Origin of the sequence: Streptomyces humidus (assembly GCF_014649655.1) — a bacterium.
GTDB lineage: Bacteria > Actinomycetota > Actinomycetes > Streptomycetales > Streptomycetaceae > Streptomyces > Streptomyces humidus.
Window position 1 is genome coordinate 1 of sequence record NZ_BMTL01000070.1, and the last position, 18,874, is coordinate 18,874.

Consider the following 18,874-nt stretch of genomic DNA (forward strand, 5'->3'; position numbering starts at 1 on the left):
CTTCCTGCACACCTACAACCACCATCGCTGCCACACCGCACTCGGCGGCCAGCCACCCATCAGCCGTGTGAACAACCCTGCGGGTCAATACACCTAGTACGTGACGGTTCGGATCAGTTGGTGGTTGACGAACTCGCGAATGCCGAGTGACCCCAACTCCCTTCCAACGCCTGATCGCTTCGTGCCACCGAAGGGCAGTTCGACAGCGTCCTGGCCGACCCCGTTGATGTAGACCATCCCGGTGTCGAGAGCGTTGGCGACGCGATTTGCCTGGTTCAGGTCGTCGGTATAGACGTACGAGCCCAGGCCGAAGGGCGTGTCGTTGGCGATCTCGACAGCGTGGCCCTCGTCGGCCGCCCGATACAGGACCGCGACCGGCCCGAAGAGCTCTTCGCGGTGGACCGGGTTGTCTGCGGTCACATCGGCCAGCACCCCGCAACCATGGAACGCGCGCCGTCGCTCAGGCGCCAGCAAAGCGGTTGCTCCGTTGGCGATCGCGCGCTGTACCTGGGCTGCGAGCCTCTCGGCGGCGTCGGCAGACGACAGTGGGCCAAGGACGGTGTCGTCGAGCATCGGATCTGCGGGCGTGATCTCGCTGAGGCGTTCGACGAACTGGCGCACGAAGTCGTCATAGTGCCGGTCGATGACGATGATGCGTTTCGCGCCATTGCAAGACTGGCCGCTGTTGTCGAGGCGAGCTTCGACGGCGGCTTCTACGACTGTGTCCACGGAGGTGACGTCGAGAACCAGGAAGGGATCGGAGCCCCCGAGCTCGAGGACAGTCTTCTTCACTGCAGCACCGGCCAGGCCTCCGACGATCGCGCCCGCTCGTTCTGAACCGGTGAAGCTGACACCGGCGACACGGGTGTCTTCGATGAGGTTGGCGATGGCGGATTCCGAGGCGAGGATCCTCGTGAAGACCCCTTGGGGTGCGACGGAGAAGGCGTACGCGATCGAGGCGGATGAGTCAGGGCACTGAGGAGCGGGCTTGAGCAGCACGCTGTTGCCAGCCATGAGGGCGGGCGCGGCGAAACGGGCCACCTGGTAGTAGGGGAAGTTCCAGGGCATGATGCCGAGCACTGTGCCGATCGGCTGCTTGCGGATCAGCGCGGAGCCGCTGCCGGAGACTGCGATCGGCTCGTCTGCCAGGAACGCCGTGCCGTTGTCGGCGTAGTAGTCGTAGATGTCCGCGCTGAACTCGACCTCGGCACGAGCCTGCGTGATGGGCTTGCCCATCTCACGGACCGCGATGGTGGCGAGTTCCTCTAGGTTGTTGCGGTGGTACCTGGCTACGTCGTTGAGAATCTTGGCTCGGGCGGGAGCGGCCCACGAAGCCCACTCGCGCTGGATGTCGCGAGCAGTGCTGAGGACCGCTTCGAGCTCTGTGTCGGTGATGAACGGGTGAGGTGCGCTCTCCTCGCCCGTTGCCGGGTTCACGACCTGGAAGCTGGGGCTGGGCATCTGTATCTCCGTGGATTGTTGAGTCGTTCGTGGGCAGAGTCAGTTGTCGAGCGCGAGATGCCGATCCGGCAGACCACGTCGAGGGGCGCGTCCTTGCGGATCCGGATCGCACCTGTGGCCGGCACGATGGCTTCCTCCGCGAAGGAGGAGACGCCCTGGTAGTGGTAGATCTGCTCGCCGGACTGCCGGATGCGTGACGTAGCGTCCTGGAGGACTCCGCCGGGGGCGACGAGGTTCATCGCGACGCTGCAGCGTGCCGCAGGTGGCCGCGATCTGGACGCGTACCTCCGGGGGGATCGAGTTGCAAGTCGGTCACGTCAACCCGTCCGTGGTTGCCGGAGAACAGGACGGCTTGCATGGGACTACTCCTCGTTTGTCGTGCTGATGGGTGGTTGGGGCCGCTGACCGGTCAGCAGCACTAGGGTGCGCGGGGCGCGATGTCAGGCCAACACCACGTCCATGGCGGCGAGTAGGTGGTCAGCGTGAGTCGGGTCGAAGGGCAGCGGCGGCCTGATCTTCAGGACGTTCTCCGCAGGGCCGGAGACACTGATGAGCACACCGCGCTCCCGGAGGCGATTCACTATGTCTGATGCCTGGGCCGGATCCGGCTGCAAGCTGTCGGGGTCGGTCACGAACTCTGCTGCGATGAACAGGCCGCTTCCCCGGACGTGTGCCATGGACGGGTGGTGCTCGGCGATTCGACGCAATCCGGCCAGGAGGTGTTCGCCGGTCTGTCTGGCGTTGTCGATCAGGTCGTCGCGCTCGATCACGTCGAGGACGGCAGTCGCTGCCGCGATGCTGACCGGGTTGCCAGCGAAGGTGTTGAAGTAGCGGATGTCGCGGCCGAAGCGATCCAGCGCCTGCTCGGTTCCCACGACTGCAGCGATGGGGATGCCGTTGCCCATGGGCTTGCCAAGGACCACGAGGTCGGGTTCGAGGTAATGCTGGGTGAAGCCCCACCAACCGTGCCCGAGTCGCCCGAACCCTGACTGGACCTCGTCGGCTATCCACAGTCCGCCGGCGTCCCGCACCACCGTTGCGGCCGGTGCGAGAAGCCCACCGGGACGGGACTGCACCCCATCACTGGACATCACCGAGTCGACGATCATGGCGGCAAGTCCCAGGCCGCGTGCGGCGAGCTCGGCGATCGCATCGCGGACCCGCCGCGCGAAACGCTCGCCGGCCTCCGCTGGGTCCTCGCGACATAGGTCCGGCGCCTCGACGAGCACCACATTCGGACCGATCGAGTTGTTGGGTCCCAGACTGGGCGAAATCTCGGCGGCGGCGGCAGTGGTGCCGTGATAGGCGTTCGAGGTGCAGATCACGCCCAGCTGCCCGGTCTCGTACCGGGCGATCCGAAGCGCGAGGTCGACCGCCTCGCTCCCTGTGCACGTATACACCACCTTGGTGAGCGGTGCCGGGAAGAGGTCGAGCAGACGCTCGGAGTAGTCGATGACGCTCGCGGTCAGATAGCGGGTGTGGGTGTTGATCGTCGCCAGTTGCTTGCTCACCAGCCGGTGAACGTGTGGGTTGCTGTGTCCAACGGCAGGGACATTATTGTATGCGTCCAGGTAGCGGCGACCCTCTGCATCGAAGAGCCAGACGCCTTCCGCTCGGACCGGCGCGACCGGTCGGCGGTAGAAGAGTCGGTAGCTGGGTGCGAGCACCCGCTCGCGACGTCGGCTCAAGGTTTGAAGGTCAGGCTCCAGCTCGCTCTCGTCGCCGTTGAACGCGTTCGCCATGTAGCGCGGTTGAGTTGTCACCGGAGGTACCTTTCAACACCGGCCGCCGAGGCGACCTCGGCTTCTTGGACGGGCGTGTGCGTTGGCATCTAGATCACCTTCGCCTGGGCGACGTCGCCGCGTGCCTCGCGCAAGTAGGTGGTCGCCGCGGCGGGCTCGATCTCGAGGAGACGCCCGAGGGCGGGAAGCGTGTGCTCCATGCGCCGGGTCCCGTACTCAGTCGGGTTGCTCTGCGAGCGGGCGGTCAACGTCAGGACCTGGACACAGAGGCGTGCAACCGCGAGGGGATAGACGACCTCAAGCTCGTCGGCCGACAGCGACTGCACCTGCTGGTACCCCGCAACGACGAGTCCGAGCGCCCGCAACGGATCCTCCTTGCGGAGCATGGCGTAGGCACCTGCAATCGCCGGCTCAGCAACACGAACGCTGAAGAGAGCGTCGTTGAAGTCCAGTACCCCGCTCACGTGCTGCTGTCCATCATTGGTGTCGACGAGAAGGTTGTTGTCGTTCAGGTCGTGATGCACCAGTGCCCGTGGTAGCTCGGTCAGCTTGGACTGCACCTCATTGAACCACTCCAACACGGTTCGCACGTAGGGCTCACCGGCGAGCTGCGGGTGGTCGTCAAGACAGGAACGGATGGCCCTGTCCGACCGAGTTACATCCCAGTGATGGGACTGGTGGAGTGCCGGCGCGTCGAAACCCTCGAGCGCGCGGGTGATACTCGCGCTCTTCGCACCGATGTCCGTCAACAATGAGTCCGAATGGCTCGGCAGCTTGATCAGCTCAGTACCCGAGAGCCAGTTGTGGACCGAGACGATGGCCGTGTTGGCTTTGAGCGAGTACCGAGAGTGCAGCCGCCCGTCCGACGTCGGAACAATCGTAGGCATCGAGACACCGGCGTCCCTGCTAGCAAGATGCACAAGGATCGCCTCCTGCCACTGGAGGGTGCGGAGGTCCTTGTCCTTCTGAACTTTGGCCAGGAAGGTTACGCCGGCCGATGTTTCGATTCGATAGTTCCGGTCTACTTCGCCGCCCAGAAAGTCCACGGCGTCGACCGACATCTCGTATTGGGCATTCAGATGTTCCGTCAGCACGATTTCCTCCTCCTGGCCACCTGAAAGTGCTGTCGGGCTCATCCAGTTCCTTCCGTTGCGAGCAGTGCGCTTCGTCAACTCAACGACGTCCGTCGCGGGCGGCTTCACAAACCGTGCCGCCGATGTGACCGGTGGCCTCGGGCACGTTGAGTCGAAGCCCTCGCGCCAGCCGGCGCGGCGCGAGGGCTGCCGTGGTGAAGATCAGCAGCCTGTTCCGCTCACTCGGCGTGAGTCGCACGCTTGATCACCACCCCTCCGACAACACCCGGTCGAGGGTGTCGACGAAGAAGTCGGCAGCGGACCGGTCGATGCACAGGGGCGGCTTCACCTTGAATACGTTCATCCGGTCACTCGTCGGCTGGATCACGACACCCAGGTCGAGCATCCGATCGCAGATGGCGTTTGCCTCACTCGACGCCGGCTCGAGGGTGGTCCGGTCGCGTACCAGCTCTACGCCCAGGTAGAGGCCATGGCCGTGGACCGCTCCGATGATCTCGTGTCGCTGCGCCAGCTCTTCGAGACGCGCCTTGAGATGACCCCCGACGTCGCGAGCGTTTCCCTGCAGGTCCTCGTCACGGATGATGTCGAGCACGGCGAGACCGATGCGCGAGGACAGCGGGCTGCCTCCGGTGGAGGAGAAGAAGTAGCCGGCATCGCGGTATTTGTCGGCCACGGCGCGGCTGGTGATGACGGCGCCGACGGGAACGCCGTTCCCCACGGCCTTCGCCACGGCGATGATGTCGGGTACGACGGCTTGTTGCTCGAATCCCCAGAACCAGTGACCGAGCCGGCCGTAGCCGACCTGAATCTCGTCGGCGATGGCCAGGCCACCGTGGCGGCGCACCGCGGCGTACACGGCGGCGAGGTATCCCTCGGGCAGCGGCATCCCGCCGGCGTTGCCGTAGTAGGTCTCGCCGATGAAGCCGGCCGGCGCTTGTCCGGACGCGGCGAGCTTGTCGATGGCCGCGGCCGCTTCGGGTCCGTACCGGCTGGCATCGCTGCCTCGATGCTGGCCGCGATACGGGTTGGGCGCTGCGACGGTGTGCACCCAGCTCGGCCTGCTCTGCAGTGCGTTCGGGTTGTCGGCGACGGAGGTCGAGACCGCATCCGATGCATACGTCCATCCGTGGTAGGCCTCGCTCATCGCAACCATGTCGGATCGGCCGGTGGCAACGAGCGCGAGCCGAATCGCCAGGTCGGTCGCCTCGGAGCCGGAGTTCACCAGGAAGACGGTGTCCAACGGATCAGGCGCGAGGTCCGCGAGCCGGGCGCCGAACGAGGCGATCGCCTCGTAGTTGAACCGGGAGTTCGTGTTCAGCAGCCGTAGCTGGCGTTCAGCGGTTCTGGCGATATGCGGGTGAGAGTGCCCGACCACCGCGACGTTGTTGATCATGTCCAGCAGCGGACGTCCCTCCTCGGTGATGAGGAAGTGGCGCCAGCCGCGTTCGATCCGGGGCGGCTCCCGGTAGTAGTGCTCCTGGACTTCGGCCAGCGCGCGTTCGCGTTGCTCGAGCACGGACTCCGCTGCGCTGCTGCCGGTGTGACCGGCGCTCGTCGTGGGCAGCCCGAGCAGAGGAGCTGGGTCGGCGAGCGTGGCCAGCCATCCCCGTGCGTACGGCGCGGCCACTCCCTCGGGTACGCCTCCGGCCCGGCGGCCCGCCGTGATCCGGGTTCGACTGCGCGGCACGGTCGTGGCCACGACCGTGCCGGCGACGACGGCCCCCATGGCGCGAGCGGTGACACCGCGCGCCACCACTTCTATGTGGTCTGCACGCAGCACGATGCCGGACTCGTCGGAAGACACCTCGCAGTCCCACGGCGCACTGAGTTCCTCGGATCCGGCCGTCCAGAGGTCGATACCGGTCGCGACCGAGGCTGGAGACTCCTGTACGAGCGCGCGACTTCCGGCAAGGCGGGCCTCGCCGAACTTCGTCACCACGGCTCGATGCCCGGCCGCCAATCGATCCGCGGCGAGCACCTCGGCGATCTCGGCGTTCTCCCATGCTCCGTCGTCCAGCAACGAGGACTGCGGGGAGAGGTCCAGCACCGCCGCGTCAGGGAGGGCGAGCAGGACTCCGTCCGGGAGGGGACCCGCTGCTTCGTCACCCGCCCACCCCAGGCCCAAGGTGTCGCGGATCAGAGCGGTCATCACCTCGGGCGGGACCGAGAGCGCCTGGTCCGCGATGCGCCACTCCCTGACGAGGCGCGTCTCCGCATAATCGTTGTCACCGTCGACGGCCACCTGGTGGCAGCCACTGACGACCAGGACCGCGGCACGCAGGACCACGAGCGGCCAGAGCGCCTCCACTTCGGCTTCCGACAGCGGACGCAGAGAGTGGTACGCCCGCACCGCGGGCAGCACGCTGGCCGGCTCCGCGCCCGGGTGGTGCAGGACCGAGGAGATCGCGATCGCGAGCTCGCAGACGGTCCACGTTCGAGTCACGTCGCTGAAGTCGATCACCCCGTCGACGACACTGTCTGCGCCGAGCACGGTGTTGTCGTCGGTGAGGTCGAGGTGCACGACCTGCACAGGCAGGTCCGGAACGAGCGGTGCCACGAGGTCCCAGGCCCTGGCCGCAGCGCTCTCGATCCGGTCACGCCGAGCCGCGGGCAGCGACGAGCCCAGCGCGGCAACCGTGCGGTCTGCGTACTGCAGGTCCCACTGGAGGACCCGGTCATGCGCGTTGTCGGTGAGCCCAGCCAGCGCCAGGTCGACCTTGGCTGCGACCTCGCCCAACCGGGCCACGCTCCGCGGATCCAGGTAGCCCTGGTCGAAGAGCGTGCCGCCGTCCAGGAACCGGATCAGCCGCGCTACCGCTGGGCCGTCCGGAGTGTCGACCGTCGTGCGCTGGGCGACTCCATCATCACCGCGCAGCACCTGGGCGATCCTCAGGTCCGGACATGCAGCTGCTATTCGGTCGGTAGCATCGTCCTGGACCGAGATCTCGGCGGCCACGAATGCCGGATTCGTCACCTTGAGCACCGCGACCGGTTCACCGTTGGGTGTCCGGATGAGGAAGTTGGCGTCCTGGTTGCTACCCAGCTGGTGGGCAACGGCGTCGATACCGAAAGAATCCCGAACGACCCTGCGAGCCCACGCCTCGTCGACACGTGGCGTGGGAAGGGTGACGGCGTCGAAGAAGTCCATCCCGGTCGTCATCTCACTGACTCCGTCCGCTCGTGGGTGACCGCGCCATCTGCCACCGTCAGGATGATCGGAGCCTCGACCAGCTCGTCCGGCGGCGCGTGCAGCGGATCCACGGCGAAAGCCGTCAGATCCGCACGCTTGCCGACCTCGATGGTGCCGGCCTCGCCCTCCTCGCCCACCGACCAGGCCGCATGGGTCGTGTAGCCCTCGAGTGCCATCCGCGCGGTGATCGCCTGGTCCGGCTGCAGCGGCACCCGCTCGGGCGCTCCGCCCCTGCGGCGAAGCTGGGCTGCCGCGAGGATGCCGCGCGGATCGAAGTCCGCGATCGGCCAGTCCGACCCGAGCGCGACCCGGACGCCGGCGTCGCGCAGGTCGCGGATCCGCCAGCCACGTGCGGCCCGCAGCGGACCAAGCCGGGTCGACCAGTTGTCGCTGCCGTCGGGCGCGGTGTAATCGGTGCAGTGCGTGGGCTGCATGCTGGCGGTGACCGGCAGCGTGGCGAACGCATCAACCAGGTCGTCCGGGATCGTCTCGACGTGCTCGATCCGGTGCCGTGCGCGACCGCGTGTCCGTTCGAGTGCCTGCAGCACGAACCGGACTCCCTGGTCGCCGATCGCGTGCGTGGTCGTCGGCAGGTCGTGGGCGTCGAACCAGGCGATCGCGCGGGAGTACTCCTCCGGATCAGGCCAGTACGGCGACATCGACTCACCGAGGGTGTCCGGCTCGGTGAGCCAGGCGGTGCCGTTGTCGACGGTGCCGTCGATGAACAGCTTCGCGCCCCGCACGTGCCAGCGCCGACCGCCGGTTCCCTGCAGTGCGGCGACCGCCTCCCAGTCGCGCTCACTGGTGCCGGGTTGGACCCAGGGCGAGCAGCGCAGCCGCACCGGCAGCTCACCTTCGGCCTCGATGAGGTCGTACACCGCCGAGGCCTGCGGCGCGTGCTCGAGCGCGTGAGCCGCGGTGATCCCGAGTGCGGCCATCCGGTTCAACGTCTCGTAGGTGCGTTCCGCGAGCTCCCCGACCGTGGGCGTGGGGACCGCGTCGTCCACGAGCGCGATCGCGGCCGACTCCAGCAGCAGCCCGGTCGGCCTGCCGTCGGACCCGCACACGACCTCCGACCGCTGGTCGAAGGCTCTGGGACCGTCGACGCCCGCGACCTCGAGCGCCCGGCTGGACGCGAGCGCCGAGTGGCCGTCGAAGAGCCGGATCAGAGCCGGCCGCCCACCGAGGACGTCGTCGATGTCCGCCGCGGTGAGGGTCCGACCGCGCACTACGTTGGGGTCCAGGCCCCAGCCCAGCACCCAGGCGTCGGGCTCAACAGTGGCCGCGTGCACGGCCAGCTCCCGGCGTACGCCGTCGAGGTCTAGTCCGGAGAGCGCGACGCCACGGGTCAGCTGGGCGCCCAGCACCGGATGGATGTGCGCGTCGATGAGCCCCGGAGTGACCGTCGCGGCGCCGAGGTCGACGACCCGGGTCGCCGGTCCCCGCCAGCGCGAGACGTCTTCTCGGGTGCCCACGGCGGCGATCCGGCCCCCGCGGATCGCCACCGCGGTGGCAGCTTCATCGGCGTCTGCCAGGGTCCTGATCCGGTCGGCGGAGATGATGAGGTCCATCACTTGGGCAGCTCCACTTCGGCGTCGTCGTGGGCCAGCAGGGCGATCGTCTCGGGTCGGACGCTGCGCAGCACGAGGCCACCGACGACGCCGGCCAGCAGCACGACGGGCACAACTGCCACCAGCACGACGTTGGTTGCCTGCGGCGCGCCGGTGAGCACGTCGAGGTGCCTGACCACCTCGTAGATGACCCAGGCCATCACCCCGGCCGCGGCCACCGAGGTCGAGATCAGGAACCCCCGTCGCGGCATGCCCCGGCGGCGTACGAAGAACGCCACCGCCGCGGCCGCAGCGAGCATCTGCAGCACGATGATGCCGATGACGCCGGGAGTGTTCACCTTGATCAGCAGGTCCTGCAACGGGTCGAGGCCCAGTGCAGCGAAGGAGAGCACGACGGCCAGGGCAAGCAGGCTCTGCACCCCACCCGCGAACCCCGGGCTGCCGGCGCGGTTGGTGCGGGCGAACACCCTCGCCAGGATGCCGCTCTCCGCCATCCCGAACACGTACCGGTTGATCGCGTTGTGGAAGGCCAACTGCGATGCGTAGACACTGGTCACGATCAGGACGTACATGGCGTGCACCGCCCACGCGCCGACGTACTGGTCCATGGTGACGAAGAAGAGCCTGGGACCCATCTCACCGCCCGCGGCCTGGATGTCAGCCTCGCCGAACGCCTGCACCACGGTCCAGGTGATGAAGCAGAAGAACAACGCCATGAACCCGACAGCGGCGTACGTCGCCCGCGGGATCGTCCGGGCGGGATCGCGCGTCTCGGCGCGGTACAACGCTGTGGACTCGAAGCCCATGAACGCGGCGAAGCAGATCCCGAGGACCGCCAACACCCCGCTGTTGAAGATGTTGCCCGGTTCGAACGACGCGCCCCCGAGCCCACCTGCGCCGCCCTGGGCGATGATGGCCAGGCCCATGATCACCAGGATCGCCGACTCCAGGGTGATCAGCACGACGAGTACCTTCGCCCCGACGTCGATCCCGAGCGCGCCCAGGATGAACACCGCCACCACCGCGATCGCCGAGATCACCCACCACGGAGCGGTCACGCCGAAGAGGTCGTCGAGCGCCGCCTGGGTCTGGATGCCGAAGAGACCGTAGACGCCGATCTGGAGCAGGTTGTAGGACACGATCGCCAGCACGGCTGCCGCGAACCCGGCGGTGCCGCCGAACGCGTGCCCGATGTAGACGAAGAAGCCGCCGGTCCGCCTGATCTGCGCCGCCATCGCGGTGAAGCCGATGGCGAAGACACTCAGCACGACCCCGGCCAGCAGGTAGGCGCCCGGCACGCCGACACCGCCGATCGCCAGCGCGATCGGTGCCACGCCGGCCATGGCCGTCAGGGGTGCGGCCGCCGAGACGACGGTGGCCGTCACGCCGACAGCGCCGATGGAGTCCGGACGGAGCGCGGTCGAGCCCGACGCGGGCGAGGATGGTTCCGAGACCGAGGAGGTGGAGCTGGGGAGTGCAGACATGGCGACCTCGAAGCTGCAAACGAATGGGATTCGTTTTAGAATCGATGCGGTACACATCACATGTCAAGGGATCCGTCGAGAAAACGGACTGAGAGGAAACCGTGGGTAGGCCCCGTACGCCGTTGTTGTCCAAGGACGCCATCGCCACGGCCGCGCTCCGGCTGGTCGACCGCACGGGCGAGTTCACGATCGCCCAGGTCGCGGACGCCCTCGGAGTGCGGCCCTCGTCGCTCTACAACCACCTCTCCAGCAAGGGCGAGATCGTCGAGGCGATGCGCTCCTTGGTGTTCCGCGAGGGCGGTGTCGAGGCCGGCGCACCAGGGCCATGGGACCAGACCGTCCGTTCGCGGCTTCGTCGGTATCGCGAGTGCTTCGCCGCTCATCAGCGCCTGATCCCACTCGTGACCTCCTACACCGTGTCGTCTCCGGAGGTCATGGGCATGTACGACGAGCTCGCCGAGACCTTGAGGGCCACTGGGGTGCCGGACGGGCAGCTCCTCGACGTGATCACGATGTGCGACAGCATCGTCCTCGGTGCCGCCCTCGACCTCGCAGCGCCCGACGAGGGCTGGGCGGTGGACCAGGCCCGCAGCCCCGCTCTGATCACGGCGATCCAGCAGGCCGGCTCCGGTCGCCAACGGTCCGACCGAGCGTTCGAGCTCGCCCTGGACATCCTCATCGCGGGCATCGCCAACCTCGCCAACCAGTCGAGCTAGCCCCGTACTTCGCGGGTCACTCTTTTGCACAGCCTCCGAGCTTGATCACGGTCCTCAGGTGATCGTGCTTCGGCAGGTTCTGCAACTCGGACCGCTGCGCTGATCGGTGGCTGACCCGCTGCGATCAGTTGATCTTCCCGAATGGGTGACCTGCGGAGAACGGAGCTAGCCCCGGCGAGTCACCGCGGCGCCAACATCCAGAACACCTCCGCGGGAACGCCGCCACGCACACGGCCTACGAGGTGATCAACGCAACGGCTCCCAGGGTCGCCTCATGACTCCCCCAGCCGGAACGGTGTGACGGACGCACCTCGCTCCTCCGCGATCGAGTTGCCACCGTCGACGACGATCAACTGGCCCGTCAGGTAGGACGCGGCAGGCGACGCAAGGAACGCGACGACCGCCGCAACCTCCTCCGGGTGGCCAGGACGACCCATCGGCGTCGCCTCACCCATGGACAGCTCGCGAGGCGTCGACGAGGCTGTGGCGATCCACCCGGGCGCCACCGCGTTGCAGGTGATACCTCGCGGTGCCAGGTCCACCGCGATGGACCTGGTCAGTCCGACGATGGCGGCCTTCGACGCGTGGTACCCGGCGTCGTCCGGGTAGGCCATCAACGGACCCGACACCGACGACATGTTGACGATCCGCCCCACGCCCTCGGTGAGGACGGGTATCGCCGCTCGCGAGACGTAGAACGTCGTGTCGAGGTTGCGTGAGACGGTCGCTCGCCAGTCCTCGTCCGTGGTGGACCCGACAGAGGTTGCTTCCTCAGCACCAGACACGGACACCATGCCGGCGTTGTTCACCAGCACGTCGACTCGCCCGAAAGCCTCGAGGGCGAGGGCTATCAGGGCGTCGGCGTTCGCCGAAACGGTCAGATCGCCGGCGAAGCCGACAGCGTCGAAACGTCCACCGCCCAACTGCTTCGCGCGGTCGTGGATGCGTTCCGTGGTGGAGGCAACCACCACGGCGTAGTCCTCGGCCAGGCGACGGGCACACGCGAAGCCGATCCCGTCAGAGCTTCCCGCACCCGTGACGACCGCCACCGGTTGGCTGCCGCGCTCGGTCCGCATACGTCTCTCCGATCGGTGAACCTCACACGAGGGTACGCACTCTGGATGAGCCCGCGCACGACCGCAAGGTCCCGCGTGGACAGTGCCGCTACTCGGTTGTGGAGATCCCACAACCGACCACAACTGGTCGTTTTCGGTGGACCGTCTCGAGCCCGCTCGGCGACCGGGTCGACACGCCCGGCGACACCAACCGAAACTCGCAACCGAAACCCATTCCCACCGGAACTCGACGGGCTACGTTTTCGGCATGGCAGAGAAGGCATCCGGTGACGCCGGCACCCCGAACCTCGTGCTCAGCAACTCTCGTGGCCCCAGACCTTCCGAGGTCTGACCGCCCACCTCGGCCCCCGGGCGCGCGCAGCCACTCCGGCAGAAGCCGCTACGTCCGGCGACTGGACGGTCACCGCCGTCCCCTTCCGCGCCGTGCTCCCCCTCCCCGTCGACGAGCTGGCGCGGGGACTTCGCCCAGCTCCTGAAGCCTCACCCAGACAATGCCGACGCGCTCGAGACCTGGATCACCCAGGTCCGTACCGCCGATCTGCCGCACCTGCATGCCTTGAAGAGACCGCTGCGGGCGGCTTCGCAGATCCACAGGTCCACGACGGAGGCGGGGTGTCGGAGTGCGGGCGGTCACGACACACCCCCTGGGTGGTGATCCACTCGTACAGGGCGTCCGAGCCCATCCGTCACCGGCAGGAGTCTCGTGAAGAGCGGGGGCGCCGGTCATCCGGTCGCCGCTTCGGAGCACCGGCCGACGCCCCCGCCCGCCTCTACGCCCCCGGGTGCAGCCCGAGTGAGCCGGGCGTGGGGTCGCCCTTGACCTCGCCGAAGTACAGGGCGAAGGTCTGCTTCCAGCGTTCGACCGCGGCGCGGTCGGCCATGAAGCGGGGGAAGCCGTCCAGGTTCCCGTTCGGGTACTCCCAGATCTTCTTCAGACCGGTCGGCGGACTGATGTCGGTGCGGACGGACCAGCCGTTCCAGGATCCGTCCTGCATCTCCGTCGACAGCTGCCAGTTGAGGAAGAGCTTGGCGGCGGTGGTGTTCTTGGCCTGCTTGAGGATCGCGGTGCGCTGCCCCCAGGACATGAACGGGACTCCGTCGTCGACCACGAACCGCACCGGAGACGACGTCGACGGGACGGCCGAGCCCGCGGTACCGACGCCGATCGCCTTCTGTCCGCCGAAGACGGCGTCGCCCGGGGAGTTGCTGCCTCGCGCGAACTGCACGTCCTGTGCGGCGAGTTCGGCCACCCAGTCCCAGCCGTACTTCTGGACGTACAGGGTGTAGAGGTAGAGGACCGCGTCGTCGTCGTGCGGGTACGACGAGGCGATCTTGCCCTTCCACGTGGGGTCGACCAGGTCGCGCGGGGTGAGCCGTATGCCGGAACCGACCGTCGCCGTGCTGTACAGGAAGCTGAAGGCAAGCGCTCCCGTGGCCACCCACGCGCCCTGGGGGTCCTTGAACTTGTCGTAGACCTTCGAGAACCCGGCGGGCTTGTAAGGGAGCAGACGGCCCTTCCTTCCAGCGGGGGAAGTCCTGAAGGGTCTGGAACTGCACGACATCCGGAACGAGGGTGTCGGTGGCGAACTGGTTGTCGACGCGGACGTCGTGGTACTTGCTGTAGTCCACGATCAGCGTCAGGTCGATGTCTGGGAAGCGGGCCTTGAAGGCCGCCTTGGTGCCGTCCTGCTGGGTGGGGGTGTCGCCGCCGGCGTAGACGACGAGCTTGCCGCCCTCCGCGAGCGCCGCCTGGTAGAGCTCGTCGAGCGTCCGCGTCTCCTCACGCCTGCCCGCGCCGCGGTAACCCGCCGGGGCGGCCGCGGCCGAAGGTGCCGTGGCGCCGAGCGCTCCGACACCGAGGGCGGCGCCGGTGGCCAGGACATGTCACCTGCTGAAGTTGGGTACGCTGAGGAGACCTCTCTGGATGGGGGGGTGGCATGGTGAAGCGGCCCGATGCCTGAGCATGGGCATGGGCGTCGGGCGCCCTCCATGTGTTGTCCGTTGCGGTAAGCCGCCCCGTCAATGCGGAGATTGCTCTGCAATTGATAGGGGTCGCCGTGACGGCAATCGTGCCGTTCCTCGCTTGGGTACCACTGCTGGTGTGGGCCCTGCTTGCGATCGTCGCGCTGTACCTGCTGCTGATCATCCTGCTGTCACTCACGGCGGTGTACGCCCGGATGCCGATCCGGCGCCGGGCCGCGGCGGACATGGTCCGGACCCTGTGGTTCACCGGCGGCCGGGAAGAGTGATCGCGCCGGAAGGAGCCCATCCGGCGCTGGAAGATCGAGCTGCTGGGCTTCGACCTCTGACGGTCTGCGGTGGCGATCCGGAACCCTGTCCCTGCCGAGAATCTCGTCCGTGTAGTTCAGGCCGTATGTCGGTACTCGTGGAGGGTGCCGCCGAGGTGGTCACGTCGGCGCATGTCGAGGTGGGTGAGCTGCTCCGAATCGGTGATCGGTGGGGGCAAGGCGTGCAGTGGTCGGGCGTTGGCGATGCCCTGGGGGCCGGTGGGAGTTGTAGTGCTATTCGAACTCGCGCAGGGCGTGGAGCAGATGGTGCTGGTTCCAGATCAGGGTGCCGTCCAGCAGCTCGTGCCGGCAGGTCTGCACCCAGCGTTCCATGAGCGCTCTCATCCGCGGCATCCGGATCCCGCTGAGTACGACCTCGATCCCCGCATCATCAAGGACGGTGTCGAACAGGGCGGGGTACTCCCCGTCGCGGTCGCGGATCATGAACCGGGCCCGGCAGCCGGTGTCCTCGAGGTGCATGACCAGGTTCTTTGCGGCCTGTGTCACCCAGGAGGCGGTCGGGTGTGCGGTGGCGCCCAGGACCCGGATGCGCCGGCTGGCGTGCTCGAGCACGGCGAACACGTACAGCCGCGTCCCGGACAGAGTGATGGTCTCGAAGAAGTCGCAGGCCAGCAGGGCATCGGCCTGGGAGCGCGGAAAGTCCGTCCAGGTGCTGGAATCCCGCTCGGGTACCGGGTCGATCCCCGCCTCTTTCAGGATCTCCCACACCGTGGAGGCGGCCACCTGCACGCCCAGGACCAGCAGCTCACCGTGGATGCGCCGATACCCCCACCCGGAATTCTCCCTCGCCAGACGCAGGATGAGAGCGCGGATCGAGCGCACCGTGCGTGGCCGTCCCGCACGCCCCGGCCGGGAACGGGCCGCGTGGCGGCGCGGGACCAGGTCACGGTGCCAGCGCAGCACAGTGTCCGGGCGCACCAGCAGCCGAGCCCGGCGCAGCACACCGCGCGGGAGCCGGTGCAGCAGCGCGGCCAGGAACACCCGGTCACTCGGGGCGAACCGCACCCGATCCCGGCCGAGCTGGCGTTCCAGCACCGTGATCTGATGACGCAGCGCGAGGATCTCCGCGTCCTTGTCCTGGTTGCTCACCGGCAGCAGCCGCAGCAGGGCGAACACGTTCGCCACACCCCGATAGGCAAGTCGAAGCAGCACGACAGATCATCCTGCCGGGGCACTCACCAGGTGCCAGAGCGCCCGCCCAAGCGCCCGAGCTCGACACCACCCGTACACCAGCCCTCACCAAGACGGATGAGTTTTTCGGCAGGCGCAAGGTAAGCAGTTCTGTAAGTGCGCTCCCCATCTCGACGATCGACCGGCTGTGAGTTCGGGTCTGACTCAAGCATCAAGGAAGGCTGAGATCTGACTTCGGACCGCATCCGGAGGTCGAATCTGGCGCACGCACTCCGCGGCCTCCACTGGACTTCCGAATACGTTCCGAATACTATGGATCCATGACCATCGCAGCAGACCTCCCCGCGGCGACTCGGCGCTCCTCGGACCTGAGCAAGCGCTCTGCCGAGGTCTTCGCCGAGGCCGAGGACCACCCCGTGACGGTGACACGGCGCGACGGCGAGGCTCTGGTCCTGATGTCGCAGCGCGAGGCCGAGGGCCGTGCCCGCTTGCTGAACTTTGCCGCGCAGCTCATCACCGTCACCCTCGACGACCGCGGCTCGCTCGCCGAGCGGATGTCCAAGGCCTTTCCTTGGATGCTCGCGCTGTCGCCGGCCGACCGGGAGTCCTGCGCGCAGGACCTCGTCGATGCGGCGCGCGCGTCGTTTTCCACCGACCAGCCGCACCTCGCGATCGCAGAGCTGACCTCCTGGAAGGAGACGGCCACCGCCGTCGCGGCCGGGCTCAGCAGCGGCAGCGCCGGTCTGGAGTGGCTCGACGACGATGAGACCGTGGAGCGTCCCTAACCGTGGCGGCCGCCAGGAAGGGCGAGCTGGTCCCTCGCCCTCCGAAGAAGATCGAGTACGAGATCCGCTTCGCCACAGCCGACGCGCAGAAGGGATGGCGCGACCTCGTCGCGACGATCCGCAACTCCATGACGGAGACCTGGGACTTCCTCACGCGGACGCCACTGTCCACGACGCCGACGAACTATCGGCTCAAAGGTGAGCTCGGCGTCATCGAGCGTGGCGGCGCGACCCATGAGAGGTGGCAGCACAAACCGACTGCGAAGGGCACCGCACGCATCTGGTTCTACGTCCACGAGCGCACGGTCTTCCTGGAGCAGGTGCACACGAGCCACCCGAACGAGACGAAGTAGGCCAGCTTCGCAGCTTCGTAGCGTCGGGCATCTGAGTGGGATGATCGCTGTGTGACTGCCGCGGCTGGGGACTTTGACTTCACCCGAGGGTGGCGCGGCCTTGGGAAAGGGCGACTCGACCTCCCGATCACTCCGCGGACGGGAAGCCTCTGCGTGAAGCGGCTTCGCCAGCTTGAGATACGGAGCGGGCGAGAACAGCGCCAGCCCCAGGACGAAGTACACCACCACCGGGCAGAGAGCAGGCGCCTGCGTTACTCACCGCGTCCGCACGCGGCCACTACCGGTAGTTCGTTAAATCCGGAGGTAGAGGTCAATGCCGTGTCCGGTGGTGACCGCATCGATCAGTGCCTGGAGTTCGGAGGGCGGGTCGGTGTCCGTCCAGGCTCGCCACCATCGGTTGAGGGTGACGGCAGGGGTGAGCCAGGAACGGATGGCCCGTAACGCCCTTGGCCAGCAGGGCCGTTGGGGCTGGTGGGACGGAGCCGGCCCCCCTCTCTCCGGCCCCTCGTCGGGGCACGGGTCCGGCGCGGTGGCGTCCAGGTGGGGCGAACCATTGGTCCCAGCAGAAGGAGAAAGCGCAGTTGACCAGGGTCTGGTGGCGGCGAATGGCGCGGTCGGAGCGGACTTGGAAGTCTGCCCAGCCGGGTTCGTCCTTGACCTGTTTGTAGCTCTGCTCGATCCACGGCCGCAGGCCGTAGAGACGGACGATCTCGGCGAGGGCAGCCGGCGGGTGCGGGCTGGTGGTGGCGTGGAGAGCGTCGGGGTGGGGCAGGTTGGTGGCCCAGGTACCAAGTGGCCTTCTCCGGCAACGTAGCCGGGTCGGTGGTGGCCACGACCAGCCGGCAGGGTGAGTCGGGTCCGTAGCCGCCCAGGCGGGCATCGGCGGCCCACCAGGTCTCGGTGTGCCCGTCGCGGAAGTGACGCTCCATGGGCGTCCAGTCGCCCGGATGCTTGGCGTCGCGCCAGGTCAGGGCGTGGCCGGCTTCGATGGGGGTGTGCGGCTGGTCGGCTGGGGCCCAGGTGCCGCGGTGCGGTTTGAGGGCCACCACCTAGGCCAGGCTGGCCTCGCGCAGTGCGAGGTACCAGTCATCGCTGACTCAAGTAGGCGCAGTCGGCGACCACCGCCCGGCAGCCGAAGCCCGCCGCCCCCCCCCCCCCCGCGGGCCGCGAGGGCAGCGGCCGGCTGCGGTTTCGTACGGAAGGCCGGATCGGACCGGCCGCGGGCAAGTGGTGAGGGGGGTAGGGAGTCGCATGCAGCGGGTAGTACACGCGGCCGTCGGTCCACACCGCGGTCACCGTGACGATGCCGTTGTCCGTCTTGCCCAACCGGCCCAGCCACTGCCGGCCCACGTGCGCGGTCGCCGTGCCGTCCTTGCGGTCCCCGGAGTCGTCGACCACGATGACCCCGTCGTCGTGCGGTGCGGTCGCCGGCTGCTCGCGTAGCAGCTCAAGCCGCCGGTCGTTGATCAGCTCGGCCTCCCACGGCGACTCGGACAGGAAGAACTGCAGCCGCTGTACCCCCGGCGTCCCCGCACCGGCCACCGGTTCTGCCCCTGCCAGACAGGTGATCGTCTTGTTCCGCTCCCGTGGCGCCAGCAGCCCGGTCAGGTACTCACGAAAGCCCAGCCGCTGGGCCAGGCCGAAGAAGAGGTCGTCGAACCGGGCCGTGTACTCCTCCAACGGCCCCGGCGCGGGCGGACACGGACGGCGAGCGGTCATCTTCAGCCCCCAGCAAGCCAATTGACTCCTACCACCGACCTACGACCAACCCGGCCTGCAGTCAACCCACACCATCACCGGATTTAACGAACTACCGGTAACCGGGCGGATCGAGGCAGCCACCGGGGTCAGGCCGATCCGCCCAAGTTAGCCTCGCGCTTTCATGAAGCAGGCTGTCCGGCAAGTGAACAGGCAAGCAGAAAGTGCCTCTGACCAGCAATGCCGGTGATTTAGCGCATCAGT

General features: G+C 67.7%; 12 protein-coding genes and 3 pseudogenes. 4 read left to right on the forward strand and 11 right to left on the reverse strand.

The window, feature by feature from the left end:
* Positions 1-93 precede the first annotated feature (93 nt).
* The 7 genes and pseudogenes from IE239_RS40300 to IE239_RS40330 form a co-directional block, all read right to left on the reverse strand.
* Positions 94-1,461 carry an aldehyde dehydrogenase family protein gene (locus IE239_RS40300; protein ID WP_190154421.1) on the reverse strand — a complete coding sequence of 456 codons (1,368 nt, stop codon included), beginning with the start codon at positions 1,459-1,461 and terminating at the stop codon, positions 94-96.
* A 440-nt stretch (positions 1,462-1,901) separates the two neighbouring features.
* Complete coding sequence (locus IE239_RS40305; protein ID WP_229878760.1) at positions 1,902-3,224, reverse strand: aspartate aminotransferase family protein; 1,323 nt, start codon at positions 3,222-3,224, stop codon at positions 1,902-1,904.
* Between the two features lie 68 nt (positions 3,225-3,292).
* Positions 3,293-4,339: a phosphotransferase gene (locus IE239_RS40310; protein ID WP_190154422.1), complete on the reverse strand. Its 1,047-nt coding sequence runs from the start codon at positions 4,337-4,339 to the stop codon at positions 3,293-3,295.
* Positions 4,340-4,379: 40 nt separating this feature from the next.
* Positions 4,380-4,535, reverse strand: a pseudogene (locus tag IE239_RS40315) (urease subunit gamma); the annotation flags it as partial.
* A 6-nt stretch (positions 4,536-4,541) separates the two neighbouring features.
* Positions 4,542-7,457, reverse strand: a complete 2,916-nt coding sequence (locus tag IE239_RS40320) for an aminotransferase (protein WP_190154424.1) — start codon at positions 7,455-7,457, stop codon at positions 4,542-4,544.
* Positions 7,454-9,058, reverse strand: a complete 1,605-nt coding sequence (locus tag IE239_RS40325) for an amidohydrolase (protein WP_190154425.1) — start codon at positions 9,056-9,058, stop codon at positions 7,454-7,456. The genes IE239_RS40320 and IE239_RS40325 overlap by 4 nt, the downstream gene beginning before the upstream one ends.
* Complete coding sequence (locus IE239_RS40330; RefSeq protein WP_229878762.1) at positions 9,058-10,599, reverse strand: APC family permease; 1,542 nt, start codon at positions 10,597-10,599, stop codon at positions 9,058-9,060. Before IE239_RS40330 ends, IE239_RS40325 begins: the two co-directional genes overlap by 1 nt.
* A gap of 44 nt (positions 10,600-10,643) precedes the next feature.
* Between IE239_RS40330 and IE239_RS40335 the strand changes: the two genes are divergently transcribed.
* Positions 10,644-11,258 carry a TetR/AcrR family transcriptional regulator gene (locus IE239_RS40335; RefSeq protein ID WP_190154426.1) on the forward strand — a complete coding sequence of 205 codons (615 nt, stop codon included), beginning with the start codon at positions 10,644-10,646 and terminating at the stop codon, positions 11,256-11,258.
* A 272-nt stretch (positions 11,259-11,530) separates the two neighbouring features.
* On the opposite strand, the gene IE239_RS40340 is transcribed toward IE239_RS40335, so the two are convergent.
* Both IE239_RS40340 and IE239_RS40345 read right to left on the reverse strand, forming a co-directional pair.
* Positions 11,531-12,334, reverse strand: a complete 804-nt coding sequence (locus IE239_RS40340) for an SDR family NAD(P)-dependent oxidoreductase (RefSeq protein WP_190154427.1) — start codon at positions 12,332-12,334, stop codon at positions 11,531-11,533.
* 770 nt (positions 12,335-13,104) lie between these two features.
* Positions 13,105-14,212 (reverse strand): annotated as a pseudogene (locus IE239_RS40345) (ABC transporter substrate-binding protein).
* 179 nt (positions 14,213-14,391) lie between these two features.
* On the opposite strand from IE239_RS40345, the gene IE239_RS40350 reads away from it, so the two are divergent.
* Complete coding sequence (locus tag IE239_RS40350; RefSeq protein ID WP_190154428.1) at positions 14,392-14,583, forward strand: hypothetical protein; 192 nt, start codon at positions 14,392-14,394, stop codon at positions 14,581-14,583.
* Between the two features lie 116 nt (positions 14,584-14,699).
* On the opposite strand, the pseudogene IE239_RS40355 reads toward IE239_RS40350, so the two are convergent.
* Positions 14,700-15,795, reverse strand: a pseudogene (locus IE239_RS40355) (integrase core domain-containing protein).
* A 299-nt stretch (positions 15,796-16,094) separates the two neighbouring features.
* On the opposite strand from IE239_RS40355, the gene IE239_RS40360 reads away from it, so the two are divergent.
* Complete coding sequence (locus tag IE239_RS40360) at positions 16,095-16,559, forward strand: prevent-host-death protein (RefSeq protein ID WP_190154429.1); 465 nt, start codon at positions 16,095-16,097, stop codon at positions 16,557-16,559.
* A 2-nt stretch (positions 16,560-16,561) separates the two neighbouring features.
* Positions 16,562-16,912, forward strand: a complete 351-nt coding sequence (locus tag IE239_RS40365) for a hypothetical protein (protein WP_190154430.1) — start codon at positions 16,562-16,564, stop codon at positions 16,910-16,912.
* 1,086 nt (positions 16,913-17,998) lie between these two features.
* Here IE239_RS40365 and IE239_RS42820 read toward each other — a convergent pair.
* Positions 17,999-18,631, reverse strand: coding sequence for an IS701 family transposase (locus IE239_RS42820; RefSeq protein WP_229878765.1), 633 nt, complete (start codon positions 18,629-18,631; stop codon positions 17,999-18,001).
* Between the last annotated feature and the right edge of the window lie 243 nt (positions 18,632-18,874).

Excerpts from the sequence above, each read along its gene's own strand:
- IE239_RS40360 (WP_190154429.1), top strand. The coding sequence starts at position 16,095 with ATGACCATCGCAGCAGACCTCCCCGCGGCGACTCGGCGCTCCTCGGAC.
- IE239_RS40310 (WP_190154422.1), bottom strand. The coding sequence starts at position 4,339 with ATGAGCCCGACAGCACTTTCAGGTGGCCAGGAGGAGGAAATCGTGCTG.
- IE239_RS40325 (WP_190154425.1), bottom strand. The coding sequence starts at position 9,058 with ATGGACCTCATCATCTCCGCCGACCGGATCAGGACCCTGGCAGACGCC.
- IE239_RS40340 (WP_190154427.1), bottom strand. The coding sequence starts at position 12,334 with ATGCGGACCGAGCGCGGCAGCCAACCGGTGGCGGTCGTCACGGGTGCG.
- IE239_RS40320 (WP_190154424.1), bottom strand. The coding sequence starts at position 7,457 with ATGACGACCGGGATGGACTTCTTCGACGCCGTCACCCTTCCCACGCCA.
- IE239_RS40330 (WP_229878762.1), bottom strand. The coding sequence starts at position 10,599 with ATGTGTACCGCATCGATTCTAAAACGAATCCCATTCGTTTGCAGCTTC.
- IE239_RS40300 (WP_190154421.1), bottom strand. The coding sequence starts at position 1,461 with ATGCCCAGCCCCAGCTTCCAGGTCGTGAACCCGGCAACGGGCGAGGAG.
- IE239_RS42820 (WP_229878765.1), bottom strand. The coding sequence starts at position 18,631 with ATGACCGCTCGCCGTCCGTGTCCGCCCGCGCCGGGGCCGTTGGAGGAG.